Origin of the sequence: Neisseria sp. P0017.S009 (assembly GCF_051957375.1) — a bacterium.
In the GTDB taxonomy this organism is placed as follows: domain Bacteria; phylum Pseudomonadota; class Gammaproteobacteria; order Burkholderiales; family Neisseriaceae; genus Neisseria; species Neisseria perflava.
On record NZ_JBQCWL010000001.1, the window covers coordinates 101602 to 125913 of the forward strand.

A 24312-nucleotide genomic window follows, 5' to 3' on the forward strand; every position below is an offset into this window, starting at 1 on the left:
CTTATTCTTTCAGACGGCCTTAAACGGCCTCAACGATACGACACATAATCTTCCCGGCCTCTTCCGAACGCAGGGAAAATTGAGATTGGTTACCCAAACGTACCGCAAACGGGCCTCTCCCAAAACCACCCACTGCAATCACTTGCAACGGCATTCCGCTGGAAAAACCCAAATCTGCAAGACGACGGGTTACCAAGGTATCCAAATCACCAAAAACAGGATTGGGAGCAATGGAATCAATATGTACGACTGCGCCTTTTTTCAGGCGCGACAAAGGAACAGCAGACATAAGCCTCTCTTTTCTTTTTGTTTTAAAAATAGATTATTGAAAAAACGTGAGAAGTATGATGAATGTGTAGCACATTTGAAAGATTGTTTACGAATGGCTATTTGCCCCTTCTTTCGATAAGTGCGGTTTGTTTTGAATACTGTTATTGTTTCCCTTAATGATAAGGTATATCAATATAAAAATCAAATGTAACAAGATAAACTAAAAAGGCTAAAATCCTTTTATCATTAGGATTTCAGCCTTTTTATGCACTCAACAAACTAAAGGCCGTCTGAAAGGTTTCAGACGGCCTTCAAAATAAAAAACCGAATCAAATCGGTTTTTTATTCCCATTCAGGGAAAGACTCTAAATTACAGAGCGTCTTTCAATGCTTTACCGGCACGGAATTTAGGAGTTTTAGCAGCAGCAATAGTCAAAGGCTCGCCAGTTTTTGGGTTGCGGCCTTGACGTTCGGCGCGTTCGCCGACGTAGAAAGTACCGAAACCGACCAGAGTAACAGTGTCGCCGCTTTTCAATGCGTTGGTTACGGCATTAGTAGTAGCATCCAAAGCTTTTTGCGCAGCAGATTTGGAAATGCCGGCTTCTTGAGCAATTGCTTCGATCAATTCAGACTTGTTCACAATTAGTCCCTTCCTATCGTATAAAGATGATGAAATGCCCGAATACTCGGGGCTTGAGCGCTTTCAAAGCACATACGCACTTTATAGCAATTCTGAAATTATCATGTCAAGTAAAAAATGTGGAATTGCCCTATTTTTGGGGCATTCAGGGCAAAACCACATTTTTTGCAACATCAGACGGCCAACTTAATGCTTGGTTGCTTTTGTTCTTGACTTTGTCTTAGGAGTTTGCACGGTCTCGGCAACTGCCAATTCGGCAACCCATTGCTCAGGCTGAGTTTCCAGACTCAAAGCCAACACTTCATCAATCCATTTGACCGGATGAATGGTCAGACCGGTTTTAACATTTTCAGGGATTTCTTCCAAATCTTTGACGTTGTCTTTTGGAATCAATACATGCTTGATACCGCCGCGCAAAGCAGCCAGCAGTTTTTCTTTCAAACCACCAATCGGCAAGACTTCGCCACGCAAAGTGATTTCGCCGGTCATCGCCACGTCTGCACGCACCGGAATTTTGGTGAAGGCAGAAACCATCGCCAAAGTCATGGCGATACCTGCGCTCGGACCGTCTTTTGGCGTCGCACCTTCAGGCACATGAACGTGAATGTCTTTCTTCTCGTAAAAATCAGGCGCCAAACCCACTGATTCAGCACGGGAACGGACAACCGACCATGCAGCCGATACCGATTCTTTCATGACATCGCCCAGTTGGCCGGTGCATTGAATCGTACCTTTACCCGGCAAGGCAACCGCCTCTACGGTCAATAACTCGCCACCGACTTCGGTCCAAGCCAGACCGGTTACCTGGCCGATGCGGTTTTCGCTTTCGGCCACACCATAGTCGAAACGGCGCACGCCCAGATAGTCATGCAGATTTTTCTCAGTAACTTTAATCGCTTTAGGCTTGGCCTTGCTTACTGTTTTGGATTTGGACGCTTTTTTCTTGTCCTCATTCAAAGTAACCTGCATCACCACTTTGCGACAGATTTTGGCAATTTCGCGATCCAACGAGCGGACACCGGCCTCGCGGGTGTAGTAACGGATAATATCGCGCACCGCACTTTCATCAACCACCAACTCACCCTCTTTCACACCATTGCGCTTCATTTGTTTCGGCACAAGGTATTGCATGGCGATATTGATTTTTTCATCTTCCGTATAACCGGACAGACGGATAATTTCCATACGGTCAAGCAGCGGAGTCGGGATATTCAAGCTGTTTGAAGTGGCAATAAACATCACATCGCTCAAATCATAATCGACTTCGGCATAATGGTCAGCGAACTTGTTGTTTTGCTCAGGATCCAGCACCTCAAGCAAAGCACTGGCAGGATCACCACGGAAATCGCTGCCCATCTTGTCGATTTCATCAAGCAGGAACAATGGGTTTTTCACACCCGCTTTCGCCATATTTTGCAAGATTTTGCCCGGCATAGAGCCGATATAGGTACGGCGGTGGCCGCGGATTTCGCTTTCATCACGCACGCCGCCCAACGCCATACGCACATATTGACGGCCTGTGGCTTTGGCAATCGACTCACCCAAGGAAGTTTTACCCACCCCCGGAGGGCCAACCAGACATAAAATCGGGCCTTTGAGCTTGTCCATACGTTTTTGAACGGCCAAATATTCCAAAATGCGCTCTTTAACTTTTTCCAAACCATAGTGGTCGGCATTCAAAATCAAATCAGCCTTGGCAATATCTTTGCTGACACGGGATTTTTTCTTCCACGGCAACTCAAGCAAAGTATCGATGTAGTTGCGCACGACGGTAGATTCCGCAGACATCGGCGGCATCATTTTCAGTTTTTTCAATTCAGACAGACATTTTTCTTCAGCCTCTTTGCTCATGCCTGCTTCTTTGATTTTGTTTTCCAGCGCATCCAGCTCGTCGCGCTCGTCTTCTTCGCCCAATTCTTTCTGAATCGCTTTTACTTGCTCATTCAAGTAATACTCACGTTGGGATTTTTCCATTTGACGTTTCACACGGCCACGGATGCGTTTCTCGACCTGCATGATATCGAGTTCGGCTTCCAACTGCGCCAGCAGAAATTCCAAACGGTCAACAATGCCGGCAGTCTCCAGTACATATTGACGCTGCTCTAATTTCAGCTGCAAATGCGCGGCAATAGTATCGGCAAGACGGCTGTTGTCATCGATACTGCTGATGGTACTGATAACTTCGGCAGGGATTTTTTTGTTCAATTTCGCATATTGCTCAAATTGAGTCAGCAAGGTACGGCGCAAGGCTTCAATTTCGGGATTGTCCTTGTCGCTGTTTTCATCAATCGCCTCCACATGGGATAAAAACAGTCCGCCTGTTTCGTCAACCGTCAATGCGCGCGCACGACGGATACCTTCTACCAACACTTTAACGGTGCCGTCAGGCAGCTTCAAAACCTGCAAAACTTGGGCAACCGTACCAGTTTGGTGCAAATCTTCAGCTTTAGGGTCTTCTGTATTAGGGTCAAGCTGGGCCAACAGGAAAACCGGATCATCATTAGCCATTGCCGCCTCAAGGGCTGCAATCGATTTAGGACGACCGACGAACAGCGGCAATACCATATGCGGATACACCACGACATCGCGTAAAGGCAAGGTAGCCAGCGCACTGTATTCCTCGAAATATTTGTCTTTTGTCGGCATAGTTAGAAATCTCAATCATTGTTAAATCAGAATGTAGCTCAAAATTGGGCTGAAGCGCTCCATTTCAAGACTTGAAAACAGCTTATCCGCACCTATTTTCTAAAACATCATTTTTAATAGCCCGATATGGACGTTTACGATAAAATATATCGGATTTTGGGCCGTCTGAAAACTTTTCAGACGGCCCTGGCTAACCAAAAAAGGTAGTAAACCATGACAGACTCAACCGAAAAAAAATCATTAATTGAATTCCCTTGCACCTTTCCTGTAAAAGTCATGGGCGTGGTTCATCCGGAATTTGAATCCGCCATCTTGGAAACCGTGCGCAAACACGCTCCCGATACCGAGCCGCACCACATTACTACGCGCCCAAGCAGCAAAGGCAACTATACCGGCGCGACTGTCCATGTAAATGTTGAAAATCAAGAGCAGCTCGACAATATCTACCGCGACCTGACTTCACACGAATTGGTAAAAGTGGTGCTGTAATGAAAATCGTGCACAAAGGCTTGGTCGATTACCTGCCGACTTTCGAAGCCATGAAGGCATTTAATGCCTCGCGTGACGAAAATACCGAAGACGAATTATGGGTGGTCGAACATCCGCCCGTATTCACTCAAGGCTTGGCCGGTAAGCCCGAACACCTCCTCATCCGCGACGATATTCCCGTTGTCCAAATTGACAGAGGAGGTCAAATTACCTACCACGGTCCTGGCCAATTGGTCGTTTATACGATGATCAATTTCAAACGCCGTAAGACCAGTGTGCGCCATATCGTTTCCGCACTTGAAAACAGCATCATCGCCACCTTGGCAGAATACGGCATCGAAGCAGCCGCCGACCCCAAACGTCCCGGCGTTTATGTCGGCGAGCGTAAAATCGCTTCCCTGGGCCTGCGTATCAAAGACGGCTCCGTTTACCACGGCTTGGCGCTTAACGTGAACATGGATTTAAGTCCGTTTACCCATATCAACCCCTGCGGTTATGCTGGTATGGAAATGACCCAAATTGCCGACTATGTCTCTCCGGCACCCAGTTTGGCAGAAGTTGCAGACAAACTGACCAAGCATTTACAAAAAGAGCTGGCATAAGGCCGTCTGAAAATATTCAGCCCCAACGCCATCCTTTAACAGCCCCTCTGAACCCACAAGCCCTTAGGCCATAAAGGCCGCAATCAGCTTTTCAGACGGCCTTTATAACGACAGAAAGAACACATCACCATGAGTGAAGAAGTAAAAAACGACCCAAAACGCGGCATCAAACTGAAAGGCGCAGACAAAACTGCACGCATTCCGATTAAAGTTGTTCCATTGGAACAAAAATTGAAAAAGCCCGAATGGATCCGCGCCAAATTACCGGGCAAGAAATTCTTTGAAATCAAAAATATTCTTCGCGAACAAAAAATGCATACCGTGTGCGAAGAAGCATCTTGTCCAAACATCAGCGAATGCTTTACCAAAGGTACGGCCACATTCATGATTATGGGCGATATTTGTACCCGCCGTTGCCCGTTCTGCGACGTTGGCCATGGCCGCCCCAACATGTTGGATCCTGACGAGCCTAAACACTTGGCCGAATCCGTCAAAGCCATGAACCTGCGCTATGTCGTGATCACTTCCGTCGACCGTGACGACCTGCGCGATGGCGGTGCCCAACATTTCGCCGACTGCATTAAAGCCATCCGCGAAACCAGCCCGAATACCAAAATCGAAATCCTTGTTCCCGATTTCCGCGGCCGTCTGGACATCGCACTGGAAATCTTGGCAGAAACACCACCCGATGTAATGAACCACAACTTGGAAACCCATCCAAGCCTGTATAAAAAAGCCCGTCCGGGTGCCAACTACCAACACTCCCTCGAGCTTCTGCGCCGCTACAAAGAAATGATGCCCCATATCCCGACCAAGTCCGGCATCATGGTCGGCTTGGGCGAAACAGACGAGGACGTGCGCGAAATCATGCGCGATATGCGTGCCAACAATATCGAGATGATTACCATCGGCCAATATCTGCAACCTTCAGACGGCCACTTGCCCGTCTTGCGCTATGTAACGCCCGACCAATTCAAAGTTTTTGAAAAAGAAGCATACGAATTGGGCTTTACCAATGCCGCCATCGGCGCAATGGTTCGCTCAAGCTACCACGCAGACGAGCAAGCAGCCGAAGCTTTGCGTGAAACCCACGGCGGGTGTAGCCACCACTAAGGTTTAATCATATAAGGCCGTCTGAAAAATCAGAGAACTGTTTTTCAGACAGCCTTTATTTGGTCAAAATGACTATACAAGATTTTTTAGATTTTAAAAAAATAATCTTAGTCGGTTCCCTATTGAGCCAATCTTAAGTAATACAAAAAAGCGGCAAAACAGGATAAACACTGTTTGCCGCTTTTTAATTGATTTCTTTATTTTACTTCTTCAACAATTTTGCCGCTTCAATCGCATAGTAAGTCAAAATACCATCGGCGCCGGCGCGTTTGAATGCCAACAGGCTTTCCAAAATGGTTTTTTCGCCATCCAGCCAACCGTTTTGAATGGCTGCCTGAAGCATGGCATATTCGCCGGAAACTTGGTAAGCATAAGTCGGTACGCCGAATTCGTCTTTGACTCGACGGACGACATCAAGATACGGCAGACCCGGTTTTACCATTACCATATCTGCGCCCTCTTGAATATCCAATGCTACTTCATGCAAGGCTTCGTTAGTGTTTGCAGGATCCATTTGGTAGGTTTTCTTGTCTGCCTTACCCAAATTGCCGGAGCTGCCGACAGCATCACGGAACGGACCGTAAAAAGCTGAAGCATATTTTGCAGAATATGCCATGATGCGTGTATGGATATGTCCGGCATCTTCTAAGGCTTCGCGGATAGCAAGAATACGTCCGTCCATCATGTCGGATGGTGCAATGACTTGTGCGCCTACATCAGCATGACACAAAGCCTGTTTTACCAAAACTTCAATGGTTTCATCGTTGAGGACATAGCCATTTTCATCGGTTAAACCGTCTTGGCCGTGAATGGTATAAGGGTCCAAGGCAACGTCGGTCATGATACCCAGCTCTGGGAATTTCTCGCGCAGGGTTCGTACCACTGTCGGCACCAAGCCTTCAGGATTATAAGCTTCCTCTGCAAACTCGGTTTTGTTTTGTGTTACCACGGGAAACAAAGCCAGCATAGGAATGCCGAGATTCAGCGCCTCTTCAGCGGTAAACAACAATTTGTCCAAACTTTGGCGTTTGACGCCGGGCATGGATGGGACTGCCTCTTCCTGATTCTGGCCTTCCAACACAAAAACCGGATAGATCAAATCATCTGCCGTCAAAGTATGCTCGCGCATCAGGCGACGTGAAAAATCGTCTTTACGCATACGGCGCATACGGGTGTTTGAGACATAACGCGGAGGGAAATTCATAATAATTGCCTTTAAATAATGAAGTCTTAAAATCAGTCTTCGACTTGACGCATGGCCTTAACCGAACGTTTGATTTCGCTGAGCGTATCGGTTTTATAACCGCTACGTTCCTGTTCGGTCATGCCGTTTTGATCCAATTTGGCGATATTTTTCAATGCCTCGGCATACTGGCCGTCTGAAAGTTTTTCCTGTTTGATGTGCCAACGGTTTTTCACTTCGGAAGCCGTCCACAAGCCTACTTTGTTGTAGTAGAACAAAATGCTTGCCGCCAGCGTTTTCATATCGCTGTCGGGCTTAGCACTGCCGATACTGCGGCCGATACGGTTGTTGCGCTGATCGACCGCTTGGTCGGCAAGGTAACGGCTGAAGTAGTCGTCTTTACCTTCTCGCAACTCCATATCCGTCAGGCGCGCATTACCTGCTTTTTCGGCAATAATGCTGTCGAATTTAGAAGCAATCGCTGCCTGCCATAATGCTTGGCGTACGGCATTGACCTGTGTTCCCCTGCTGTCGCCGTTTGCTTTGTCGTCCAAACCTGAACGCTCGGCAAAGCGTGTGGCATTACTGGTCATATTGATTAAGCCTTCGTCTTCCATGCCGATAACTTGGGCGGCTACGGGATGGTTAAGCGCGAATTGAGCCATTTTACTGCGGCGGCTTTGATCTTCCTGATACGATTGACAGCCGGACAATACCAGCATGCCAAGAACGGCGCATTGAATGTGTTTTTGAATATGTTTCATGATGTAACTATCGATATTATTGTGTGAGTTCAACTTCTTTGTTTAACATAGAAACGCCCGTAAGCGCAAATTAATTTCCATACGGACAAATCGGCGCATGAATGGCTATTTTATAATAAAAATAAGGCCGTCTGAAAACTTTCAGACGGCCTGAGTATTTTTAACCCAGTAAGCTGCGAATCTGCGGCCAGTAAAACAGGCAGGCTATCGAGCAAATAGCAATGCTGATACCGGCTGCATTAATGCTGCTGATTTTTTCTTTAAATATTGCCGCACCAATCAGCGTGCCCAATACAATCACGCCAATATTCATACCGGCAAATACCAATGTCGGATTATCCTTCATGATTTGGTGTGCCGAGATATAGGTAACAATATTCAAAAAGTTCAGACAGCCCAAAATCATACCGCCTACTATGCCCTCTTTGGTCCATTTGCTTCCTTTGGCAAACAGGTAGCCAAACATCAAGATGCCGGCCAAACAAAACGCCACCAGCAAATTACCGGCAAACGCGGTACCGCTTTTCGCCACTTGCTTGAACAAAATATCGATGACGCCGTAGCCGCACCAAACGCCCAAAAGCAGCATCACTTGCGTGCTGAGGCCGCCGGATTTCTTGCCGCCATCGCTTTTCCAAAGCAAGAAAAACAGTGCCGTAAATGCCAATACCAAACCGATCAGACGGCCTTCGGTCAACTGCTCATGGAAAAGCGTGAATGAAGCGACAATCGGCAGAAACAGCGATAAGCGTTGTGCCGCGTCCGATTTGACGATACCTGCCGCATCTACCGATTTGCCCATAATGACAAACACGCTTGGCAACAATATGCCCAAGGCTGCAAAAAGCCACCAAGTCGGTAAAAATACCTGCGGATTGCTCAAATCAGGCTTTAACACCAGTATGGTCAAAGTGATGGCAACGATATAGTTCACCGCCACCGCCTGCTCGATATTGATTTTTTGCTTGCGCGCCACTTTCAGCAATACGGAAACCAACACGCTGCAAACGATACTTACCAATAAATATGCCATGCTTTAAAACCATCCTTGATTGGAGACGGGCTTATCTTCATTCAGTTTAATCAGTCCGATGACTACACGGTAAATAAACCAAATGGCAGTTACCAACAAAATCAGCCAACCAATTAAGATCAGTGTAGTAAAAGTTCCCAAAACCGTACCCACTAAAGACACCCAAAATGTCTTAATCAAATAATCGATATGGCTGGCGTAAATACTGCCTTGAGCCTCATCGCGTTTAACATACGCCATAATCACACCGACAACAGGGGTAAACAAAATCAATAAGCCCACAGCATATGTCACATAAGCAATAAAAACATAGTTTTTTACGTCAGAGCTGGGCGTGTTGACCACATTTGTCGCCGTATCATTGAAGCTGTTGTCTTTGACTTCCTGACGCTCGTACTGCATAGCCGCATCATAAGCCAGACGTTTTTCCGGATGAGACAATACTTCAAACGCCTGTCCGATGGCTTTAAACCGATCCGCATCTTTCTGAATATCCGGATTGGCCACCAATTTGCCATAAGCCTCGCGGATAACGTTGATATCCGCATCCTGAGACACGCCCAAAACTTCGTATAAATTCACTTGTTCCATCTGTATTCCTATCCTTTATGAATCGACTGCAACATGAACATCTTTCGGATTGAGCGTCCGCAGGTTTTCAGGCTTCATGCCCACGATAAACCCTCGCTTGCCGCCATTGATAAAAATCTCGTCTAAAGCCCAAATACTTTCTTCCACATAAACCGGCAACGCAGTTTTCATACCGAATGGCGATGTTCCGCCGACCAAATAGCCCGTCCATTTCGCTGCCTGATCCGCCGTTGCCGGCTCGATGTGTTTCAAGCCCAGTTCACGCGCCAAATTGCGGGTGGAAATATGCTTGTCGCCGTGCATTAAAACAACCAAACCTTTTTTATGCTCATCCTGCAAAACAATCGTTTTGATGACTTGATGCTCGGGCTTACCCGTACATTCGGCAAAACGCGCCGTACCACCATGTTCTTCATACGCATAAACATAAGGGACAAAATCGATTTTCTTACTGCGTAAAAAGCGCACTGCCTGCGTAACCGGATATTCTGCTTTACTCATGAGTTGTTTTCCGCCACCCTTTTCAGACGGCCCCTCTTAAATGTGGAACGTAAACAACTGCAATGTTACCATACCTTCTTTTTGAAATCAGGAGACAACATGGACATCCGCTATCTTGGTGCAAGCAAACGCTATTCGGAAGCCGTCGTAGCCAACGGCTTGGTTTTCCTCTCCGGCATGGTTCCCGAAAATCCTGAAGCCGACGCCAAAGCGCAAACTGAAAACGTTTTGGCGCAAATCGATTCATGGCTCGCACAATGCCAATCCGACAAAGCCCATATTTTGGAGGCCACCATCTATCTGCCCGATATGAACGACTACGCCGCCATGAACGAAGCCTGGGACGCATGGACAGCCCCTGAGCGCGCTCCGGCCCGCGCCTGCGTGGAGGCGAAACTGGCTTCGCCCGACTGGAAGGTTGAAATCAAAATTACCGCCCTTCAAATCAAATAAAGCACAAATATCAGGCCGTCTGAAAACGCCGCTTCAATCAAGCAAGCGCAGTTTTTCAGACGGCCTTTATTCTTTTGCGGTACAATACCGCCCTTAAATTTTTCTATTATTTCAAAGCACAAACAGCCATGTCCAAAAAAACCAAACAAGAATTAGAAAACAACAAACTCAGCAAACGCCTGCGCCACGCCGTTGGCGATGCCATTAACGATTTCAACATGATCGAGCCGGGCGACAAAATCATGGTCTGCCTTTCCGGCGGCAAAGACAGCTACGCCCTTTTAGACATTCTGCGCCAGCTTCAAGCCAGCGCGCCGATTGATTTCGAACTGGTCGCCGTCAATCTCGACCAAAAGCAGCCGGGTTTCCCCGAAGAAGTATTGCCGACCTATCTCGAAAGTATCGGCGTTCCCTACAAAATCGTTGAAGAAGACACCTACTCCACCGTTAAACGCGTATTGGACGAAGGCAAAACGACTTGTTCGCTGTGCAGCCGCCTGCGCCGCGGCATCCTCTACCGCACCGCAAAAGAATTGGGCTGCACCAAAATCGCCTTGGGACACCACCGCGACGACATCCTTGCCACCATGTTCCTGAATATGTTTTACGGCGGCAAACTCAAAGCCATGCCGCCCAAACTAGTCAGCGACAACGGCGAACACATCGTCATCCGTCCTCTCGCATATGTCAAAGAGAAGGACTTGATCAAATATGCCGAGCTGAAACAATTCCCAATCATCCCGTGTAACCTCTGCGGCTCGCAGCCCAACCTGCAACGCCAAGTCATCGGCGACATGCTGCGCGATTGGGACAAACGCTTCCCCGGCCGTATCGAGTCCATGTTCTCCGCCCTGCAAAACGTCGTTCCATCACATTTGGCCGATACCGAACTCTTCGACTTTGTCGGCTTGGAACGCGGTCAAAACCTGAAACATGGTGGCGACTTAGCGTTTGACAGCGAAAAAATGCCGGAACGTTTCTCCGACGGCAGCGAAGAAGACGAAAGCGAAATCAAAATCGAGCCGCAAAAAGCCGAACGCAAAGTCATCAATATTCTGGCAAACAAACCTAAAACTTGCGGTTTATAATTCCATTTAATTTTCAGACGGCCTTTCGGTAGCTATTTACCGAAAGGCCGTCTGAATATTCAAATTTGAAATTTTTTCTATTCTTTTTTATCTATTCTTTCCCTGACAAACCGTGCAGCAGCAATCCCAATACGTCTTGCGGCAGCTTTTGCGGCGCGGCGGCATAAAGCGCGGTCAGTTGCGGATGGCGCATCAATATATCCGCCTGACGGATGAACAGGTCGATGAGTTCCACCGGCAAATCGGGCTGAATCAGGCGGCGTTGTTGCAGGGTGTGGAAGAATCCGCGCATAAAGGCGTATTTTTCTTCATTCAATTCGTGGAAAAACCGCTCCAGCTCCAAATCGGTGTTCTCTTCAATGTCGCGCAGGAAGGCGGCGGAATAAAGTTCTTCAAACGATTGTTTTTGCAGGGCAAACACAGCCTCAGCGGCTTCGCGCAGACTGCATTGCCGTTCAAGCAGATTTTCAAATTCGGCACGGACGCGGTTTTTCTGCTCGGTAACAATTTCCTGCAAGAGTGCGTTTTTACCGCTGTAATATTTGTAAAAAGTAACGCGGCTGACGCTGGCCTCGGCGCAGATACTGCCTACGGATACGGCAGAAAAGCCATGTTCGCGGAATAAGCGGCGGGCGGTGTCGGCGATGGTTTGTTGTTTGCTGGCAGTCATGACGGTAAGAAGATTTTGATTTTGTTCATAAAGGTTTTTCATTAAAGTTATCCGCAAGTCGGATGCTTATCATATTTCCCCACGGCTGCAATGGCAATATGGCGGCGTTTCAGACGGCCTCTTTCCTTATTCCTTCACTGCCCTACGGATGAGGACTGTCGGATGCTTGGCAGGCTAAATTCATGAAGATTACAGAATCTCCCTCCTCCAACCTTCTCCCCAAAATAGGAGAGGGATTTTTTTAGACGATTCACAAGATAAGAGGGGAAGTAAAGTGAATGATAAACACTTGCATTCCTGTTTCTTATTTCTTATACTTTACATTAATAGTTTGTTTTATGTAAATGTGTAAACACAAATATTTGCATACTGACGGAGAAATTGATTGCCTGATATTCAATCCGCCCCGACGTATGCCGTCTGAAAGGATAAGAAATGCAGAAACACACCCTCCGTCGCCTGCCTCTATTGATTGCCGCCGCCTTTGCCTCCGAATGGATTTATGCCGCCGATGCGGCGCAAGACGCGGAACAGGTGCAGTTGGAAGAAGTCGTCGTCACCGGCGAACGTGCTAACCGCAGCGGCTTTGAAACCGCCACGTCCAACCGCGTTTTCACCACGCCAAACATCGACCGCAGCGGCCACAACCTTTCCGCAACCGACCTGCTCAAACAGACTGTGAACACGGTGGATTTAGGCAACGGCAACGATTTGCCGACCGTGCGCGGCGTGGACGGCTCGGGACCCGCCGTCGGTGCGGTGGCGTTTTTTGCGGGCACTCGGCCGCGCCTGAACCTGTCCATAGACGGCCGCTCCGCCACTTACAACGAATACGCCTTCGGCACGCAGTCGCTGTGGGACATGCAGCAGGTGGAAGTCTTGCGCGGGCCACAAAGCCATGTGCGCGGGCAGAACGCGGTGGCGGGCGCGGTGGTGATGCGTTCCAAAGACCCGACCGACGAATGGGAAGGCGCGCTGCGCTTGGGTTTGGGCAACCAGAAAACGCGCAACATCGCCGGCGTAGTGTCCGGCCCGATTGTGAAAAACAACCTTGCCTTCAGATTGAGCGCGGAACGGCAGCAACGTGAAAGTTACGAGCCGTTCGTGTCCTACGAGCCGACAGGCAACCCGCGCCGCGTGGAAAACACCAACGTGCGCTTCAAACTCCTGCTCACACCCGAAAACCATCCCGATTTTTACAGCCGCCTGACGCTGAACCACATCCGTTCGCGCGCGCCGCAAAACGAAATCATGGGCAACACCGCCAGCCGCCGTTTTTTAAAAGAAAAGCCCGTGTTCGTAACCGGCTCGACATCGGGCATCTGGGACGTATCGTGGCAGCTTAACGATTATCTGAAACTGGAAAACAAACTGGTTTACGGCCGCTACCACAACAAGCGGCTGCATCTACCGATGACCGTCAGCCCGCAAGGCGTGCCCGCCGAACTCAAAGGCCGCGAACTGCAATGGGAGCCGGTATTGCATTTTTCCAACAAAGGCCGTCTGAAAGGCCTTGCTGGGCTGCACTACTTCCGCAGCAAACAAGACGAATGGGTGAACATCCGCAACGTCGGCGGCCGCAACACCTTTGACGACCGCAACAGCGTGCGCGCCCTGTTTGCCGAAACCACATACAGCCCCAGCGAAAAATGGGACATCACGGCCGCCGCTCGCATTGAAAAAGAAACGCACAAACGAAACGGCGGCAGCGGCGCACTGCACCTTGATTTGGACAAAGGCCAGACCGTGTTCCTGCCCAAAATCGACATTGCCTTCAAACCCACCGACCAATGGGTCAGCGGCATCAAAGCCGCACGCGGCTACAACCCCGGCGGTGCGGGCATCACCTTCGGCCGCCCCGTCGTAACCTACACTTATGAACCCGAATATGTGAACAACTACGAGTGGTACACCCGCTGGCGCAGCGCAGACCGCCGCCTGCAACTCTCCGGCAACCTGTTCCTGAACCACTACCGCGACATGCAGCTCCCCTTCTATCTCGGTACCAACTCCGTCGTCATCCGCAACGCCAAAAAAGTCCATACCTACGGCGCGGAACTTGCCGCCGACTGGCAGGCGACCGACAGCCTGAAACTCACCACCGGACTGGGGCTGCTCAACACCAAAATCAAAAGCTATCCCGACAGCGGCATCGAAGGCAACAAACTCGGCCGCGCGCCCAAATACACCGCCAACATCGGCGTGAAATACCTGAACGACAAAGGCTGGGAAGCCGGCGGCGACGTGCGCTTCTACGGCGGCTACTACTCCGCCGCCGATAATGCCGAATCGGGCAAAATCGGCGCATACAACCAAGTCAATCTCTACACCGCCTACAACTTCAAACAAGGCCGCGTCTCACTCTACGCCGACAACGTGCTCAACCGCCGCCAACCCATATTCATTTCCAGCGCCGACCGCCAAGACGCGCTCTACCAACGCCCCAGAAGCGTGGGCGTGAGCGCGGAATGGAAGTTTTAAATGAAGCTGAAATGATAGAGGCCGTCTGAAAAAACATAGGTCGGACATTTATGCCCGGCCTACCGTTTATTCCTCCAAAACACCCAAAGGAATCCCATGCACTACTTCACCCCCGCCAAAACCCTGCCCGAAGGCACCATCTACCTGACCGACCTGACCCACGTCGCCGACTTCGCCGGCTGGCTAACCGAATTCGAAACCCTGTTAAACCAAACCTCCCGCTTCGCCACCGTCTGCACCCCGATGCGGCGGCAGGTAAGCGATGAACAGCGCATTGCCGACCGCAAAACTTACATCGAATGGATAAAGGCACATCGGTCGCAACTGTCCGAACGCTGCGCTGCCATGCTTCTCATCGAACCCGACGCAGCGCAACTGGCGTTCTTCCGCGAACAATCGTCCAAACTCGGCCCCGCGCTGGGCGTGAACTACATCGTCGAGGCAGATGAAACAACCGCCCTGCTTCGCGCAGAAGAAGCGTTGAAGGCCGTCTGAAAAGATACTAAACCTATTTAAATACAAATCAAGTATTGCCACCCAATATGTTCAGACGGCCTTGTCCCTTTATTTGCCTCATCTTCAAAAGAATCATGTGATGTCCGACAATCAGACTTCCCCAAACTCACGCGACTGGCTGCTGCTTATCGGCGGTAGCACTTACAAATTCACGCTAACCGGTTTTTATCTGGTCGCGCTGGTCGCTATTTTGAAAAATCACGGTTACAGCCTGAATCAACTAAGCTGGATTCATTTAATCGGCAGTATCGAAGCGGCGAAGGTATTGTTTGCCGCACTGATGGAGCGGCGGCCGGCGGGGCGGTTCGGGCGGTTTCGTGGCTGGCTGCTGGCGGCGACGCTGGGGCTTTCGGCAGTGTTCGGGCTGATGGCCTGTACCGACATAACGCAGAACTTCGCGCTGCTTTTGACCTGCTGCGTACTGCTCTCGGCGATGTCGGCGGTGTACGGCTGCGCGATGCTGGGTTTGTCGTGCATCGTCCTGCCGCACCGCGAACGCGGTTTCGGCGGCGTGATTCAAACGATGGCGGCACGCGGCGGCAAGATGATCGGCGGCGCGCTGGTGTTGTGGCTGTATCAGGAATACGGACAGACGGCGGCGGCTGGCTTTATGCTGGCGTTCAGCCTGCTGATGTTGCTGCAACTCTTGTACTACCGCGAGCCGGAAAGTCCGACGGCGCAAGGCAGTTGGACGGCGTTGGCAACGCGGCTGGTTTCTTTTTGGCAGCAACCTGAAACGGGCTGGCGGTGGCTGGTTTTGCTGTTTGCCGTTGCCGCACCGTATGCGTTTATGGCGGCGACTTTTGTGCCCAAACTAGCGGATTTGGGCTTCACTCCGAAACAGACGGGCGGAATTTTGGCGGTGGGCATTCCTGTTGCCTGCCTGATTGTGACTCCGCTGTCGGGCTGGTTTTCGCGCAATTATCCACTCCGCAAACTTGTGTTCCTGCTCTACGCGCTGCAACTGCCGCTTTTGGCGTCCATGACCGCCATCGATACGCTCGCCCGCGTCCACCCTTGGCTGCCCCCCGCGCAAATCATCGCCCTTAGCCTGAGCTACACGCTGCTGCTGCCGGTGATACTGGCGTTGGTGATGGACAAATCCGACCGCGCCACCGCTGCACTCGACAGCAGCCTGCAATTTTCCGTCGTCCTGCTCGGCAGTTACGCGGCCGGTTTCGCCGCCCTACGGCTGGCAAAGGCTATTGGTTATACAGATGCGTATTGGGTTGCAGTGTACTTAGCCGTATTGGTAGGCCTGCTTTTATATTTGAATAGAAATTTATTCAATCATTCAGAGCATGATTCACAATAATTCGCTCAGATATTTATCCATCGATTTTAATTGGGTGCGCCTCCGGATAATTTTTCATTTTATTGCACAATCTCTCATGAAAATATAACAAAACGTGCCCATAATACTGCCGTTATTACACTCTTACATTCAAAAGGAACCTCATGACTGCTGTTCTCATCGTTCTCGGCTTGATCGCCATTGTTGTCGGCATTTTAGGCACGATTTACCCTGCCTTACCCGGATTGGGTTTGATGTTTGGTGGCGCATGGCTGTTGGGTTATGCCGGCGATTATCAAGTGTTTGGCTCGGGTACGCTGACCTTTTTGGCCATCGTTGCCGTATTCGGTACTGCGATGGACTATGTGGCGGGCGCATTGGGTGCAAAATATACCGGAGCAAGTAAAACCGCGGTTTGGGGTGCATTTATCGGCGGCATTGTCGGCGCATTCTTTTCCATTCCCGGCTTGTTGCTCGGCCCGTTGACCGGTGCGGCCATCGGCGAATTTATCGCACGCAAAGACACTTGGCAGGCAGGCAAAGTCGGTATCGGTACGTTTATCGGCTTTATCATCGGCACAGTAGCCAAAATCGGCTGCGCCTTGACCATCGCACTGACCATCCTGTTTGTTTGGTTAGCCTCATTCTTCTAAACAAAAAATATTAAAGGCCGTCTGAATTTCAAGCATTCAGACGGCCTTTTTATTTCATGGTTTATTTGCCGCAGCAGGCTTTGTACTTTTTACCGCTGCCACATGGGCAAGGATCGTTGCGCCCCACTTTTTCACCTTCGCGGCGGACGGTTTGAGGTTTATTGATGATGGCCTGCCAATACCAGTAAATATCAAGCAGGACATGCGGCAAATCAGATTCCAGCTGGGTCAACTCTTTTTCATTCAGATGTAAAATAACTTCGCCGTTTTCCTCTTCGTCGTAGATGCCCCCAAAAGCCATGATCGGATAGAACAAATCTTCAAACTCTTCCTGATCGACTGCTTCAAACCAATCGGTAGGCACAATATCCAATGCGTAAAGGTAGGCGTTACACCAAGTGTAAAAATCCGGATTGCCGGCTTCATCTTCATAAAACCACAAATCAGGCAGAATTTTTTCGTTGAGCTTCATGCGCATATCGGCGGCCATTGCCATCACCAAACGCTCGATTTCAGTGCGCTCTTTGGCATCAAACAAAGATTCTTCACCTAAAATCTCAGGCAGCCAGTTGGTCGGATTCAAAGCATCCGGACCGCTCAATAAAGCCATCATAAAACCTTGAACTTCATCACAACGCATGGTGTTGTAGGCTTCGGATTTGGCATCCAACAATTCCATCAAGCGGCTGCGTGCCGCTTCATCAAAAGTCAGTATTTGCATTTTTGTTCCTTAAAATAAAATCGTATTATTGTTTTCAGACGGCCTGGGCATGGATACGCTGCCGCATTTGTTCAAACAGACAAACCGTTGCCGCCATCGCGACATTCAGGGATTCGGTTTGCCCCAACATGGGAATTTTGACACAGGCATCGGCCTTCTCTTTTACCGTTTCACTCACGCCGCTGCCTTCATTGCCAAACACCCAAGCACAAGGTTGACTGAGATCCATCTCATACAAACCGATATTGCGACCGCCCAAGGCAGTTGCCCAAATTTGATGCTTATACGTTTCCATCCAAGCGGATAATTCCACTCGGCTGAAAATAGACAGCAGAAAATGCGCGCCCATCCCCGCTCGCAACACTTTAGGCGACCAGATATCCACGGAATCATTGCCGCACACGATTTGCTTGACTCCGGCTGCCGCCGTGCTGCGCAAAATCGTGCCTGCATTGCCCGGGTCTTGTATCCGCTCTAATACCACGCAATCGCCGTCTGAAGGCAAGCCAGTTTGCTTCGGAATATCAATCCAAGTCATCACATCATCGGCATCGGTCAGACTGGTGATTTTAGACAGCGCTTCGTTACCGACCCAAGTAATCAATCCCTCGTCCAACTGCGCCGTAATTTCTTGAATTTCAATATGTTGCTGTTTCTTTTCAGGCAGATAAACCTGTTTGGGCGTACCTCCGCTTTGCAAATAAGTTTGCAGCAAATGTACGCCTTCCAATACGGTTTCACCGCTTTCACGCCTTGCTTTGGCCTGCGTCAGCAGACGGAATAAATGTTTGAGCTGTTCGTTTTGAGCAGAGGTAATCAGTTTCATGGAGCGCATTATAACTGTTTTGACTTCGTTGAAGCTATGCTTTCAGACGGCCTAACGGTTTTACTACGAAAATAAAAAACCCTTGCAATAAAGCAAGGGTTTCACATGATTTCATTTTTTACTGCACAACAGTCTGCTGCTCATTTTGCTGCTCGGTGCGAACAGTAGGACGGTTTTCAAGTTTGCCGTCTTTTGCCGCATTCGGTACAACAGTCTCGCCAGGCTCAGAAGCCGCTTTATCACTAGGCGTACCGCTTACCGGAATGATATTTTGGGCAGGCTGAGTATTAGACTTCTCTGCAACCGGCATAGCGTCACGAGAAGATTGCGGTGTAAATTGCCATACTGCAACAGCAATCGCACACACACTGGCAGCAGCTGCGAAGAATTTGAAGAAGCCGCTATTAGCCGCTTCACGCTGAGCATATTTTTCCTGTTTGCCTTCAGCTTCGGCTTGAGGCACTGTAAATGCTTTGCTTTGCATGGTTTCACCGGCAACACTTGCCGCTGCACCCTGACGGATACAGTCGCCGATAATGTGGTACTCATGCCAAGCGCGCATAGCTTCCTCGTCTGCCAATACGGCATCCAGCATCTCATCAGTCAATGCTTCACCGTCCATCAATGCAGACACATACTCCAATGCTTTATTTGTTTTTTCGTTCATTTTTATTACCACCTTTGATCTTCAGAAGTATCCAACAGCGGCCGCAAATCTTTTGCAATCAGTTCACGCGCTCTGAAAATACGCGAACGTACAGTACCTATCGGACAATCCACTACCCGAGCTATTTCTTCATAAGACAAGCCATCCATTTCCCTAAGCGTAATGGCTTGACGCATATCGTCTGGCAGTTGCGCAATGCTTGCTTCGACGGTCTGCAAGATTTCCCGATTCATCATTTCAGCTTCCGGCGTATGGTAATCCGCAATCTGATCGGTTAAATCAAGAACATCTCCCTCCTCATTGGCTGCTTCCGAACTGACAAAAAACTGGCGACCCGAAGTGGTCAGAAAATTCTTTGCCGTATTGATACCGATACGGTACAGCCATGTATAAAACGCACTCTCACCGCGAAAATTAACCAGCGCACGATAAGCCCTAATCATTGCTTCTTGGGTTACATCGTGCACTTCATGCTCATCCTGAATAAAACGGGAAATCAGTCTGTTTAGCCGACGCTGATACTTGGACATCAGCATCTCGAATGCCTTATGGTCACCTTTCTGCGCGCGCTCCACCAAAACTTGATCTATTTGGCGATCGTTCATACCCAACCTTTAATCGTTTTACTGCTTTAAACCAAAAAATAGTAAAGCGTGCTGTGCACAATAAAGACAGCATCGCTTTGAAATAGTTCCACAAGATTACATTTAATCGCAAAAGTTTATTCGTGCAGATGCTCTAACATAAGCTGTATTGCTTATTATATATACACTTAGCACAAGTAGTTAAATTACTAATACTTACTAAATTTAAAGTTATTCTCTTTACTTTTCTGCTATATATTTGACCAACTTTTCATGAACAGGCAGATAGCCTTCGCCTATTTGAACATCGCTTCCCACCCGAAGATTAACAACAGCAAGGCACTTGTTGCCCATACTTAGGATAATCGGCCAATATTTACGGACGAGTGGCACAATATGACACTCTTGCAATAGTTTTTCGACTGATTTTTCCCTCTGTCCCGACTGAATCACATCACCTTTGACCACACTTCTAAGTACCGCCGGCTTCTCCAACTCCTCTTCCGACAAACCTCCCTTAAACGGTAATAAAACAAAACCATTTTCGAGCAAAATATCTTTCAGACGGCCTTGAACTTCCCTGCCATTACACCAAGGCAGTTTTTGAAACTCACTTTCCTGACAAACAAACAGCTTGTCCCGATATGCGACCAGTTCCCCATCTGGCAAATTCAACTGCGCCTGATCAGCGGTTTCCAATACTCGGGCAAAATCGGCAATACTGTGATAAGAAGGCAATGATTCCGTTTGCTTTCGCAAAAAATACCAAAGCAGTCGACGACGCAAAAGCGGCGTACATTGCCTCCACAGGCTGATGCTGAATATTCCGTTTGGACTAATGCGCTGGTATTCAGACTCAATCAATTCATCTAAAAGCTGCAAATCTTCCTGCAATAATCGAACATTGGCACAAATTTGCTGCTCAAAATTCGGAATACGCTGCTGCCATTGCGGTAAAGCCTGATTTCTCATCCAATTGCGTAAATAGCCGGAGTCTTCATTACTTTCGTCTTCAACAAAAGATAATCCCCACTGTTGCGCATACTCAGCCAATTCCTGACGAGAAAATGCCAAAAGTGGTCGCCAGATTTGAATTTCTTCATTTAAATTACGCCATACAGGCATGGCTGCCATACCGCGTAATCCGCCCCCGCGCACAGCCGACAACATAAATGTTTCGATTTGATCATTGTGGTGATGGGCCAAAACAATAATTTTCCTCAGGCCGTCTGAAAATGCCTGATATCGGGCAGCCCTAGCTGCCGCTTCCAAACCTTTTCCTTGGTTTTGCACATTAACGCGGCACACCCGCAAGGCAACATCCAGACGCTGACAATAATCCTGACAAAATTTTGCCCAACTGTCGGCATTGGTGCTTAAACCGTGATGAACATGAACGGCACGCAAATCAAAATGGCGAAATTCGCGCATCCGATGCAAAAGATGCAGCAGGACGACAGAATCTAATCCGCCACTCAAGCCAACTTCAAAAACAGTATGGTTCGGCAAATCAGGAAAAGCTGTTTGAAAACTTTTAAATAGGGAATCAGGGGATACTTGCGACATTTCAGACGGCCTGAAATTGTGAATGACTCAAAAATAGAACACAAAAAAAGCAAGCAGCGACATCTGCTTGCTTTTTCAGCAGTCAAACTTATTTATCGGTAAATTTACCGTAAGCCATGATGCGGTCAAAACGGCGAGAAAGCAAGTCAGGCATGGTCATACTTTGCGCTTCGCTTAATTGCTGCTCCAAAACGGTTTTAACGTTTTTCATCGTGGTTTCAAAATCACGGTGTGCGCCGCCCAAAGGCTCATCAATCACTTTGTCGATGACATCCAATTCTTGCAGGCGTTTGGCGGTAATACCCAATGCTTGCGCGGCATCTGCTGCTTTTTCAGCAGTTTTCCAAAGAATAGAGGCGCAACCTTCGGGAGAAATCACCGAATAAGTCGAGTATTGCAGCATATTAACATAGTCGCCGACAGCCACTGCCAACGCGCCACCCGAACCACCTTCGCCAATGATGGTGCACAATACCGGCACATGCAGGCGGGTCAGTTCGTACAAATTACGGCCGATGGCTTCAGACTGGCCGCGTTCTTCTGCACCAATGCCCGGATACGCGCCTGGTGTATCGACAAAGGTCATAACTGGAATATTGAATTTTTCGGCAGTCTTCATCAAGCGCAATGCCTTACGGTAACCCTCAGGACGCGGCATACCGAAATTACGGCGGATTTTTTCTTTGGTATCGCGACCTTTTTGATGGCCGATAACCATCACGCTTTGGCCGTTGAAACGCGCCAAACCGCCGACAATGGCATGATCGTCAGAATAATGGCGGTCGCCATGCAACTCTTCAAAATCGGTAAAAATACCGTTGATGTAGTCCAAAGTATAAGGACGTTGCGGATGGCGGGACACTTGTGAAATTTGAGCCGGAGTCAGCTTGCTGAAAATTGACTTGGTCAACTCGCTGCTTTTCTTTTGCAGTCTGGCAATCTCGTCGGAAATATCAACGGCAGATTCGTCTTGTACGAATCGCAACTCGTCAATTTTATTGGTTAATTCGGCGATGGGTTGTTCGAAGTCCAAAAAAACGGGTTTCATAAAACAAAGCTCTCGGTAACGGTTGCTGACATGATACGCTAATCAGACGTATTTGACAGCATTTCTCAAAGGGAAACTGCCATCTTTTGCAATAAAAAATCTTTCAGACGGCCTTTAACAAAGAAATAGTATATCTGCACTAAACTCATGAAGTGCCGTATCTTATGATAAACTTCAATTCAGTTCAATCATTTCAAACAGGCTATGAAAAACGATCATGACAATTCGTCCATGCGCTTGGACAAATGGCTTTGGGCCGCGCGCTTTTTCAAGACCCGCGCGCTGGCACAAAAACATATTGAGCTGGGCAGGGTTTTGGTAAACGGCTCAAAGGTGAAAAACAGCAAAAATATTTCTGCCGGCGACACCATCGACATGACTTTGAACTCCCTTCCCTACAAATTCAAAGTTGCCGCGCTCAATCATCAACGCCGACCGGCACCGGAAGCGCGTTTACTCTACGAAGAAGACATGAAAACGGCTGCCGAACGCGAAGCTCAAAAACAGCTCGACCAAGCCAGCCGCATCAGTGCCGCTTATCCGGACGGACGCCCAACCAAACGCGACCGCCGCCAGCTTGACCGTATGAAACGCGATAGCTGGTAAGCGTCGAATCCATTATTTCAGACGGCCCCATATCCATGCCGTCTGAAAACCAAAAACAGGCAGGACATCCTGCCTGTTTTTTATTTGTAATGATTAAAATTTATATTCTAACTGACCACGAATAACGTTTACATCCTGCTTATCCGTGCCGACAGTAGGTGTAACCTGTTTACCGGCCAAATAGAAGCCTTTGAGTTTCCAGTTTTTCCAAGGAATATAGGTCGCACCGATTTGCACGCCTTGGACGTTTTTGCTGTAATCCTCAACAGAAGAGACACCGGACAACAAACCGACACGGCGGTAGTTCAAGAATACGTCGTAAGAATTGCGGACGTTCCAGTCGGCCAATTTATAGCGTACTTCAGTGAACACGCCATCATTTTTAATTTTTTGTCCGGCATCATTATAGGCTTTGATATTGGACTTGCTGACTGCGGCCATCCAATGCCAATCGTCATTAAACTTGATATCCGTACCGATTTCTCCAAAGACCGCATTTTTCTTCGCACCGCGTACATCGATGTCTTTCATGTAGCTGACCGTTGCGCCGACGTTGATATTCTCATTTACAGGCAACACGCTTTGAACTGCGGCAAAATGTCTGCGACGGCCACCAATGCCCCATGTGTTGTCGTTTAGATTGCCAGTACGGCGGCCCGCATAGATTTTGGTAGGCAGGGTTTTATTGTCGAAGAAGATTTCGCCGCCGGTTACTTCGGTATCCCATACGCGGCCGTATGAAGAGAACGCACCAAATTTACCGACACGCGCTTTAATATTGTTGTACAAAGTACCTTCGGCATACAGTTTATTCACCGGCACATCATGATCGCCGTTGAACTTACCGGTTTCCAAATCGATATTCGGCTCGATTTGGGCAACCAATTTCCAATCTTTATACAGTTTTGCGCGTAACCAAAACTCCGCATTAAAGTTGGCATTGGTATCTTCAGGCGTCGGATTAACGCTGCTGTTGTTGGCATTGATGTCTTTGGTATCCGCACGCACGCGCAAACCACCATTTATAGTCAATAAATCATTGAAAATACTGATTTTATCGTCATCTTTGCGAATAATACTGCCGGAATTGACGTAATCGTTGGTGGTGGACAAAGCCGCCGCATCACGTCCGCCATCAGCATTCTCTGCCAAAGAATAAGACGATGAAGCCAATAAAATACAGGTTACAATCAGTTTGGTTTGAAATTTCATGCCGACTCTCCAAAAGAAGGTATTGAAAGTGAAGTATTCGATAAAGCGTACAAAATTATGAATTTCGTATAATTTATTCATTTTATTTACTAATT

At 48.5% G+C, this 24312-nt stretch carries 26 protein-coding genes; 10 read left to right on the forward strand and 16 right to left on the reverse strand.

Annotated features, from left to right (window positions below; all coding sequences use genetic code 11):
• Positions 1–19 precede the first annotated feature (19 nt).
• The 3 genes from ACTHTG_RS00450 to lon form a co-directional block, all read right to left on the reverse strand.
• Positions 20–289 carry a FeoA family protein gene (locus ACTHTG_RS00450; RefSeq protein ID WP_003746882.1) on the reverse strand — a complete coding sequence of 90 codons (270 nt, stop codon included), beginning with the start codon at positions 287–289 and terminating at the stop codon, positions 20–22.
• A gap of 351 nt (positions 290–640) precedes the next feature.
• On the reverse strand, positions 641–910 hold the full coding sequence (locus tag ACTHTG_RS00455; protein WP_070625332.1) for an HU family DNA-binding protein: 270 nt from the start codon (positions 908–910) through the stop codon (positions 641–643).
• Between the two features lie 186 nt (positions 911–1096).
• Positions 1097–3556: an endopeptidase La gene (gene lon / locus ACTHTG_RS00460; RefSeq protein WP_070695583.1), complete on the reverse strand. Its 2460-nt coding sequence runs from the start codon at positions 3554–3556 to the stop codon at positions 1097–1099.
• Between the two features lie 213 nt (positions 3557–3769).
• Here lon and ACTHTG_RS00465 point away from each other — a divergent pair, with 213 nt between their 5' ends.
• The 3 genes from ACTHTG_RS00465 to lipA all read left to right on the forward strand — a co-directional run bounded on the left by ACTHTG_RS00465 (position 3770) and on the right by lipA (position 5760).
• A complete protein-coding gene (locus ACTHTG_RS00465) occupies positions 3770–4045 on the forward strand; it encodes an HP0495 family protein (protein WP_004519710.1) in 276 nt (91 codons plus the stop codon).
• Positions 4045–4647 (forward strand): lipoyl(octanoyl) transferase LipB, encoded by a 603-nt coding sequence (gene lipB / locus ACTHTG_RS00470; RefSeq protein ID WP_049344799.1) that lies wholly within the window; start codon positions 4045–4047, stop codon positions 4645–4647. The genes ACTHTG_RS00465 and lipB overlap by 1 nt, the downstream gene beginning before the upstream one ends.
• Positions 4648–4776: 129 nt before the next feature.
• Positions 4777–5760 (forward strand): lipoyl synthase, encoded by a 984-nt coding sequence (gene lipA, locus ACTHTG_RS00475; RefSeq protein WP_070460755.1) that lies wholly within the window; start codon positions 4777–4779, stop codon positions 5758–5760.
• Positions 5761–5962: 202 nt separating this feature from the next.
• On the opposite strand, the gene hemB is transcribed toward lipA, so the two are convergent.
• The 5 genes from hemB to ybaK form a co-directional block, all read right to left on the reverse strand.
• Entirely contained in the window at positions 5963–6964 is a 1002-nt protein-coding gene (hemB, locus tag ACTHTG_RS00480; protein WP_440360416.1) for a porphobilinogen synthase, read from the reverse strand.
• Between the two features lie 32 nt (positions 6965–6996).
• Positions 6997–7707, reverse strand: coding sequence for a DUF6973 domain-containing protein (locus ACTHTG_RS00485; RefSeq protein ID WP_440360417.1), 711 nt, complete (start codon positions 7705–7707; stop codon positions 6997–6999).
• Positions 7708–7867: 160 nt separating this feature from the next.
• Positions 7868–8740 (reverse strand): DMT family transporter, encoded by an 873-nt coding sequence (locus tag ACTHTG_RS00490; RefSeq protein ID WP_285070110.1) that lies wholly within the window; start codon positions 8738–8740, stop codon positions 7868–7870.
• A gap of 3 nt (positions 8741–8743) precedes the next feature.
• Positions 8744–9331: a DnaJ domain-containing protein gene (locus ACTHTG_RS00495; RefSeq protein WP_440360418.1), complete on the reverse strand. Its 588-nt coding sequence runs from the start codon at positions 9329–9331 to the stop codon at positions 8744–8746.
• Positions 9332–9346: 15 nt separating this feature from the next.
• A complete protein-coding gene (ybaK, locus tag ACTHTG_RS00500; protein WP_128580975.1) occupies positions 9347–9832 on the reverse strand; it encodes a Cys-tRNA(Pro) deacylase in 486 nt (161 codons plus the stop codon).
• Between the two features lie 99 nt (positions 9833–9931).
• On the opposite strand from ybaK, the gene ACTHTG_RS00505 reads away from it, so the two are divergent.
• Together ACTHTG_RS00505 and ttcA are read left to right on the forward strand one after the other, a co-directional pair.
• Complete coding sequence (locus ACTHTG_RS00505) at positions 9932–10285, forward strand: RidA family protein (protein ID WP_003683286.1); 354 nt, start codon at positions 9932–9934, stop codon at positions 10283–10285.
• Between the two features lie 128 nt (positions 10286–10413).
• Positions 10414–11373, forward strand: a complete 960-nt coding sequence (ttcA, locus tag ACTHTG_RS00510) for a tRNA 2-thiocytidine(32) synthetase TtcA (RefSeq protein WP_003746908.1) — start codon at positions 10414–10416, stop codon at positions 11371–11373.
• A 91-nt stretch (positions 11374–11464) separates the two neighbouring features.
• Here the strand turns inward: ttcA and ACTHTG_RS00515 are convergent, their stop codons facing one another.
• A complete protein-coding gene (locus ACTHTG_RS00515) occupies positions 11465–12085 on the reverse strand; it encodes a TetR/AcrR family transcriptional regulator (RefSeq protein ID WP_308538337.1) in 621 nt (206 codons plus the stop codon).
• Between the two features lie 393 nt (positions 12086–12478).
• Here ACTHTG_RS00515 and ACTHTG_RS00520 point away from each other — a divergent pair, with 393 nt between their 5' ends.
• From ACTHTG_RS00520 to ACTHTG_RS00535, 4 genes are all read left to right on the forward strand, one after another.
• Positions 12479–14524 carry a TonB-dependent receptor gene (locus tag ACTHTG_RS00520; protein WP_440360419.1) on the forward strand — a complete coding sequence of 682 codons (2046 nt, stop codon included), beginning with the start codon at positions 12479–12481 and terminating at the stop codon, positions 14522–14524.
• A gap of 96 nt (positions 14525–14620) precedes the next feature.
• On the forward strand, positions 14621–15019 hold the full coding sequence (locus ACTHTG_RS00525) for an extensin (RefSeq protein WP_440360420.1): 399 nt from the start codon (positions 14621–14623) through the stop codon (positions 15017–15019).
• Positions 15020–15119: 100 nt separating this feature from the next.
• On the forward strand, positions 15120–16355 hold the full coding sequence (locus tag ACTHTG_RS00530; protein ID WP_440360421.1) for an MFS transporter: 1236 nt from the start codon (positions 15120–15122) through the stop codon (positions 16353–16355).
• 143 nt (positions 16356–16498) lie between these two features.
• Complete coding sequence (locus ACTHTG_RS00535; RefSeq protein WP_063075298.1) at positions 16499–16987, forward strand: DUF456 domain-containing protein; 489 nt, start codon at positions 16499–16501, stop codon at positions 16985–16987.
• A 61-nt stretch (positions 16988–17048) separates the two neighbouring features.
• On the opposite strand, the gene ACTHTG_RS00540 is transcribed toward ACTHTG_RS00535, so the two are convergent.
• The 6 genes from ACTHTG_RS00540 to ACTHTG_RS00565 form a co-directional block, all read right to left on the reverse strand.
• Entirely contained in the window at positions 17049–17708 is a 660-nt protein-coding gene (locus ACTHTG_RS00540) for a UPF0149 family protein (protein WP_440360422.1), read from the reverse strand.
• A 34-nt stretch (positions 17709–17742) separates the two neighbouring features.
• Positions 17743–18534: a TrmH family RNA methyltransferase gene (locus tag ACTHTG_RS00545; protein ID WP_440360423.1), complete on the reverse strand. Its 792-nt coding sequence runs from the start codon at positions 18532–18534 to the stop codon at positions 17743–17745.
• Between the two features lie 118 nt (positions 18535–18652).
• Positions 18653–19201 (reverse strand): sigma-E factor negative regulatory protein, encoded by a 549-nt coding sequence (locus ACTHTG_RS00550; protein ID WP_039862135.1) that lies wholly within the window; start codon positions 19199–19201, stop codon positions 18653–18655.
• A 5-nt stretch (positions 19202–19206) separates the two neighbouring features.
• On the reverse strand, positions 19207–19806 hold the full coding sequence (gene rpoE, locus ACTHTG_RS00555) for an RNA polymerase sigma factor RpoE (protein ID WP_004519728.1): 600 nt from the start codon (positions 19804–19806) through the stop codon (positions 19207–19209).
• Between the two features lie 219 nt (positions 19807–20025).
• A complete protein-coding gene (tilS, locus tag ACTHTG_RS00560; protein ID WP_004519729.1) occupies positions 20026–21351 on the reverse strand; it encodes a tRNA lysidine(34) synthetase TilS in 1326 nt (441 codons plus the stop codon).
• An 88-nt stretch (positions 21352–21439) separates the two neighbouring features.
• Entirely contained in the window at positions 21440–22399 is a 960-nt protein-coding gene (locus ACTHTG_RS00565; RefSeq protein WP_004519730.1) for an acetyl-CoA carboxylase carboxyltransferase subunit alpha, read from the reverse strand.
• Positions 22400–22603: 204 nt separating this feature from the next.
• On the opposite strand from ACTHTG_RS00565, the gene ACTHTG_RS00570 reads away from it, so the two are divergent.
• Positions 22604–23005 carry an RNA-binding S4 domain-containing protein gene (locus tag ACTHTG_RS00570; RefSeq protein ID WP_003679090.1) on the forward strand — a complete coding sequence of 134 codons (402 nt, stop codon included), beginning with the start codon at positions 22604–22606 and terminating at the stop codon, positions 23003–23005.
• 93 nt (positions 23006–23098) lie between these two features.
• Here the strand turns inward: ACTHTG_RS00570 and ACTHTG_RS00575 are convergent, their stop codons facing one another.
• Positions 23099–24298 (reverse strand): hypothetical protein, encoded by a 1200-nt coding sequence (locus ACTHTG_RS00575; protein WP_440360424.1) that lies wholly within the window; start codon positions 24296–24298, stop codon positions 23099–23101.
• Positions 24299–24312 lie beyond the last annotated feature (14 nt).

Excerpts from the sequence above, each read along its gene's own strand:
- ACTHTG_RS00450 (WP_003746882.1), bottom strand. The coding sequence starts at position 289 with ATGTCTGCTGTTCCTTTGTCGCGCCTGAAAAAAGGCGCAGTCGTACAT.
- lon (WP_070695583.1), bottom strand. The coding sequence starts at position 3,556 with ATGCCGACAAAAGACAAATATTTCGAGGAATACAGTGCGCTGGCTACC.
- ACTHTG_RS00465 (WP_004519710.1), top strand. The coding sequence starts at position 3,770 with ATGACAGACTCAACCGAAAAAAAATCATTAATTGAATTCCCTTGCACC.
- lipB (WP_049344799.1), top strand. The coding sequence starts at position 4,045 with ATGAAAATCGTGCACAAAGGCTTGGTCGATTACCTGCCGACTTTCGAA.
- lipA (WP_070460755.1), top strand. The coding sequence starts at position 4,777 with ATGAGTGAAGAAGTAAAAAACGACCCAAAACGCGGCATCAAACTGAAA.
- hemB (WP_440360416.1), bottom strand. The coding sequence starts at position 6,964 with ATGAATTTCCCTCCGCGTTATGTCTCAAACACCCGTATGCGCCGTATG.
- ACTHTG_RS00485 (WP_440360417.1), bottom strand. The coding sequence starts at position 7,707 with ATGAAACATATTCAAAAACACATTCAATGCGCCGTTCTTGGCATGCTG.
- ACTHTG_RS00490 (WP_285070110.1), bottom strand. The coding sequence starts at position 8,740 with ATGGCATATTTATTGGTAAGTATCGTTTGCAGCGTGTTGGTTTCCGTA.
- ACTHTG_RS00495 (WP_440360418.1), bottom strand. The coding sequence starts at position 9,331 with ATGGAACAAGTGAATTTATACGAAGTTTTGGGCGTGTCTCAGGATGCG.
- ybaK (WP_128580975.1), bottom strand. The coding sequence starts at position 9,832 with ATGAGTAAAGCAGAATATCCGGTTACGCAGGCAGTGCGCTTTTTACGC.
- ACTHTG_RS00505 (WP_003683286.1), top strand. The coding sequence starts at position 9,932 with ATGGACATCCGCTATCTTGGTGCAAGCAAACGCTATTCGGAAGCCGTC.
- ttcA (WP_003746908.1), top strand. The coding sequence starts at position 10,414 with ATGTCCAAAAAAACCAAACAAGAATTAGAAAACAACAAACTCAGCAAA.
- ACTHTG_RS00515 (WP_308538337.1), bottom strand. The coding sequence starts at position 12,085 with ATGAAAAACCTTTATGAACAAAATCAAAATCTTCTTACCGTCATGACT.
- ACTHTG_RS00520 (WP_440360419.1), top strand. The coding sequence starts at position 12,479 with ATGCAGAAACACACCCTCCGTCGCCTGCCTCTATTGATTGCCGCCGCC.
- ACTHTG_RS00525 (WP_440360420.1), top strand. The coding sequence starts at position 14,621 with ATGCACTACTTCACCCCCGCCAAAACCCTGCCCGAAGGCACCATCTAC.
- ACTHTG_RS00530 (WP_440360421.1), top strand. The coding sequence starts at position 15,120 with ATGTCCGACAATCAGACTTCCCCAAACTCACGCGACTGGCTGCTGCTT.
- ACTHTG_RS00535 (WP_063075298.1), top strand. The coding sequence starts at position 16,499 with ATGACTGCTGTTCTCATCGTTCTCGGCTTGATCGCCATTGTTGTCGGC.
- ACTHTG_RS00540 (WP_440360422.1), bottom strand. The coding sequence starts at position 17,708 with ATGCAAATACTGACTTTTGATGAAGCGGCACGCAGCCGCTTGATGGAA.
- ACTHTG_RS00545 (WP_440360423.1), bottom strand. The coding sequence starts at position 18,534 with ATGAAACTGATTACCTCTGCTCAAAACGAACAGCTCAAACATTTATTC.
- ACTHTG_RS00550 (WP_039862135.1), bottom strand. The coding sequence starts at position 19,201 with ATGAACGAAAAAACAAATAAAGCATTGGAGTATGTGTCTGCATTGATG.
- rpoE (WP_004519728.1), bottom strand. The coding sequence starts at position 19,806 with ATGAACGATCGCCAAATAGATCAAGTTTTGGTGGAGCGCGCGCAGAAA.
- tilS (WP_004519729.1), bottom strand. The coding sequence starts at position 21,351 with ATGTCGCAAGTATCCCCTGATTCCCTATTTAAAAGTTTTCAAACAGCT.
- ACTHTG_RS00565 (WP_004519730.1), bottom strand. The coding sequence starts at position 22,399 with ATGAAACCCGTTTTTTTGGACTTCGAACAACCCATCGCCGAATTAACC.
- ACTHTG_RS00570 (WP_003679090.1), top strand. The coding sequence starts at position 22,604 with ATGAAAAACGATCATGACAATTCGTCCATGCGCTTGGACAAATGGCTT.
- ACTHTG_RS00575 (WP_440360424.1), bottom strand. The coding sequence starts at position 24,298 with ATGAATAAATTATACGAAATTCATAATTTTGTACGCTTTATCGAATAC.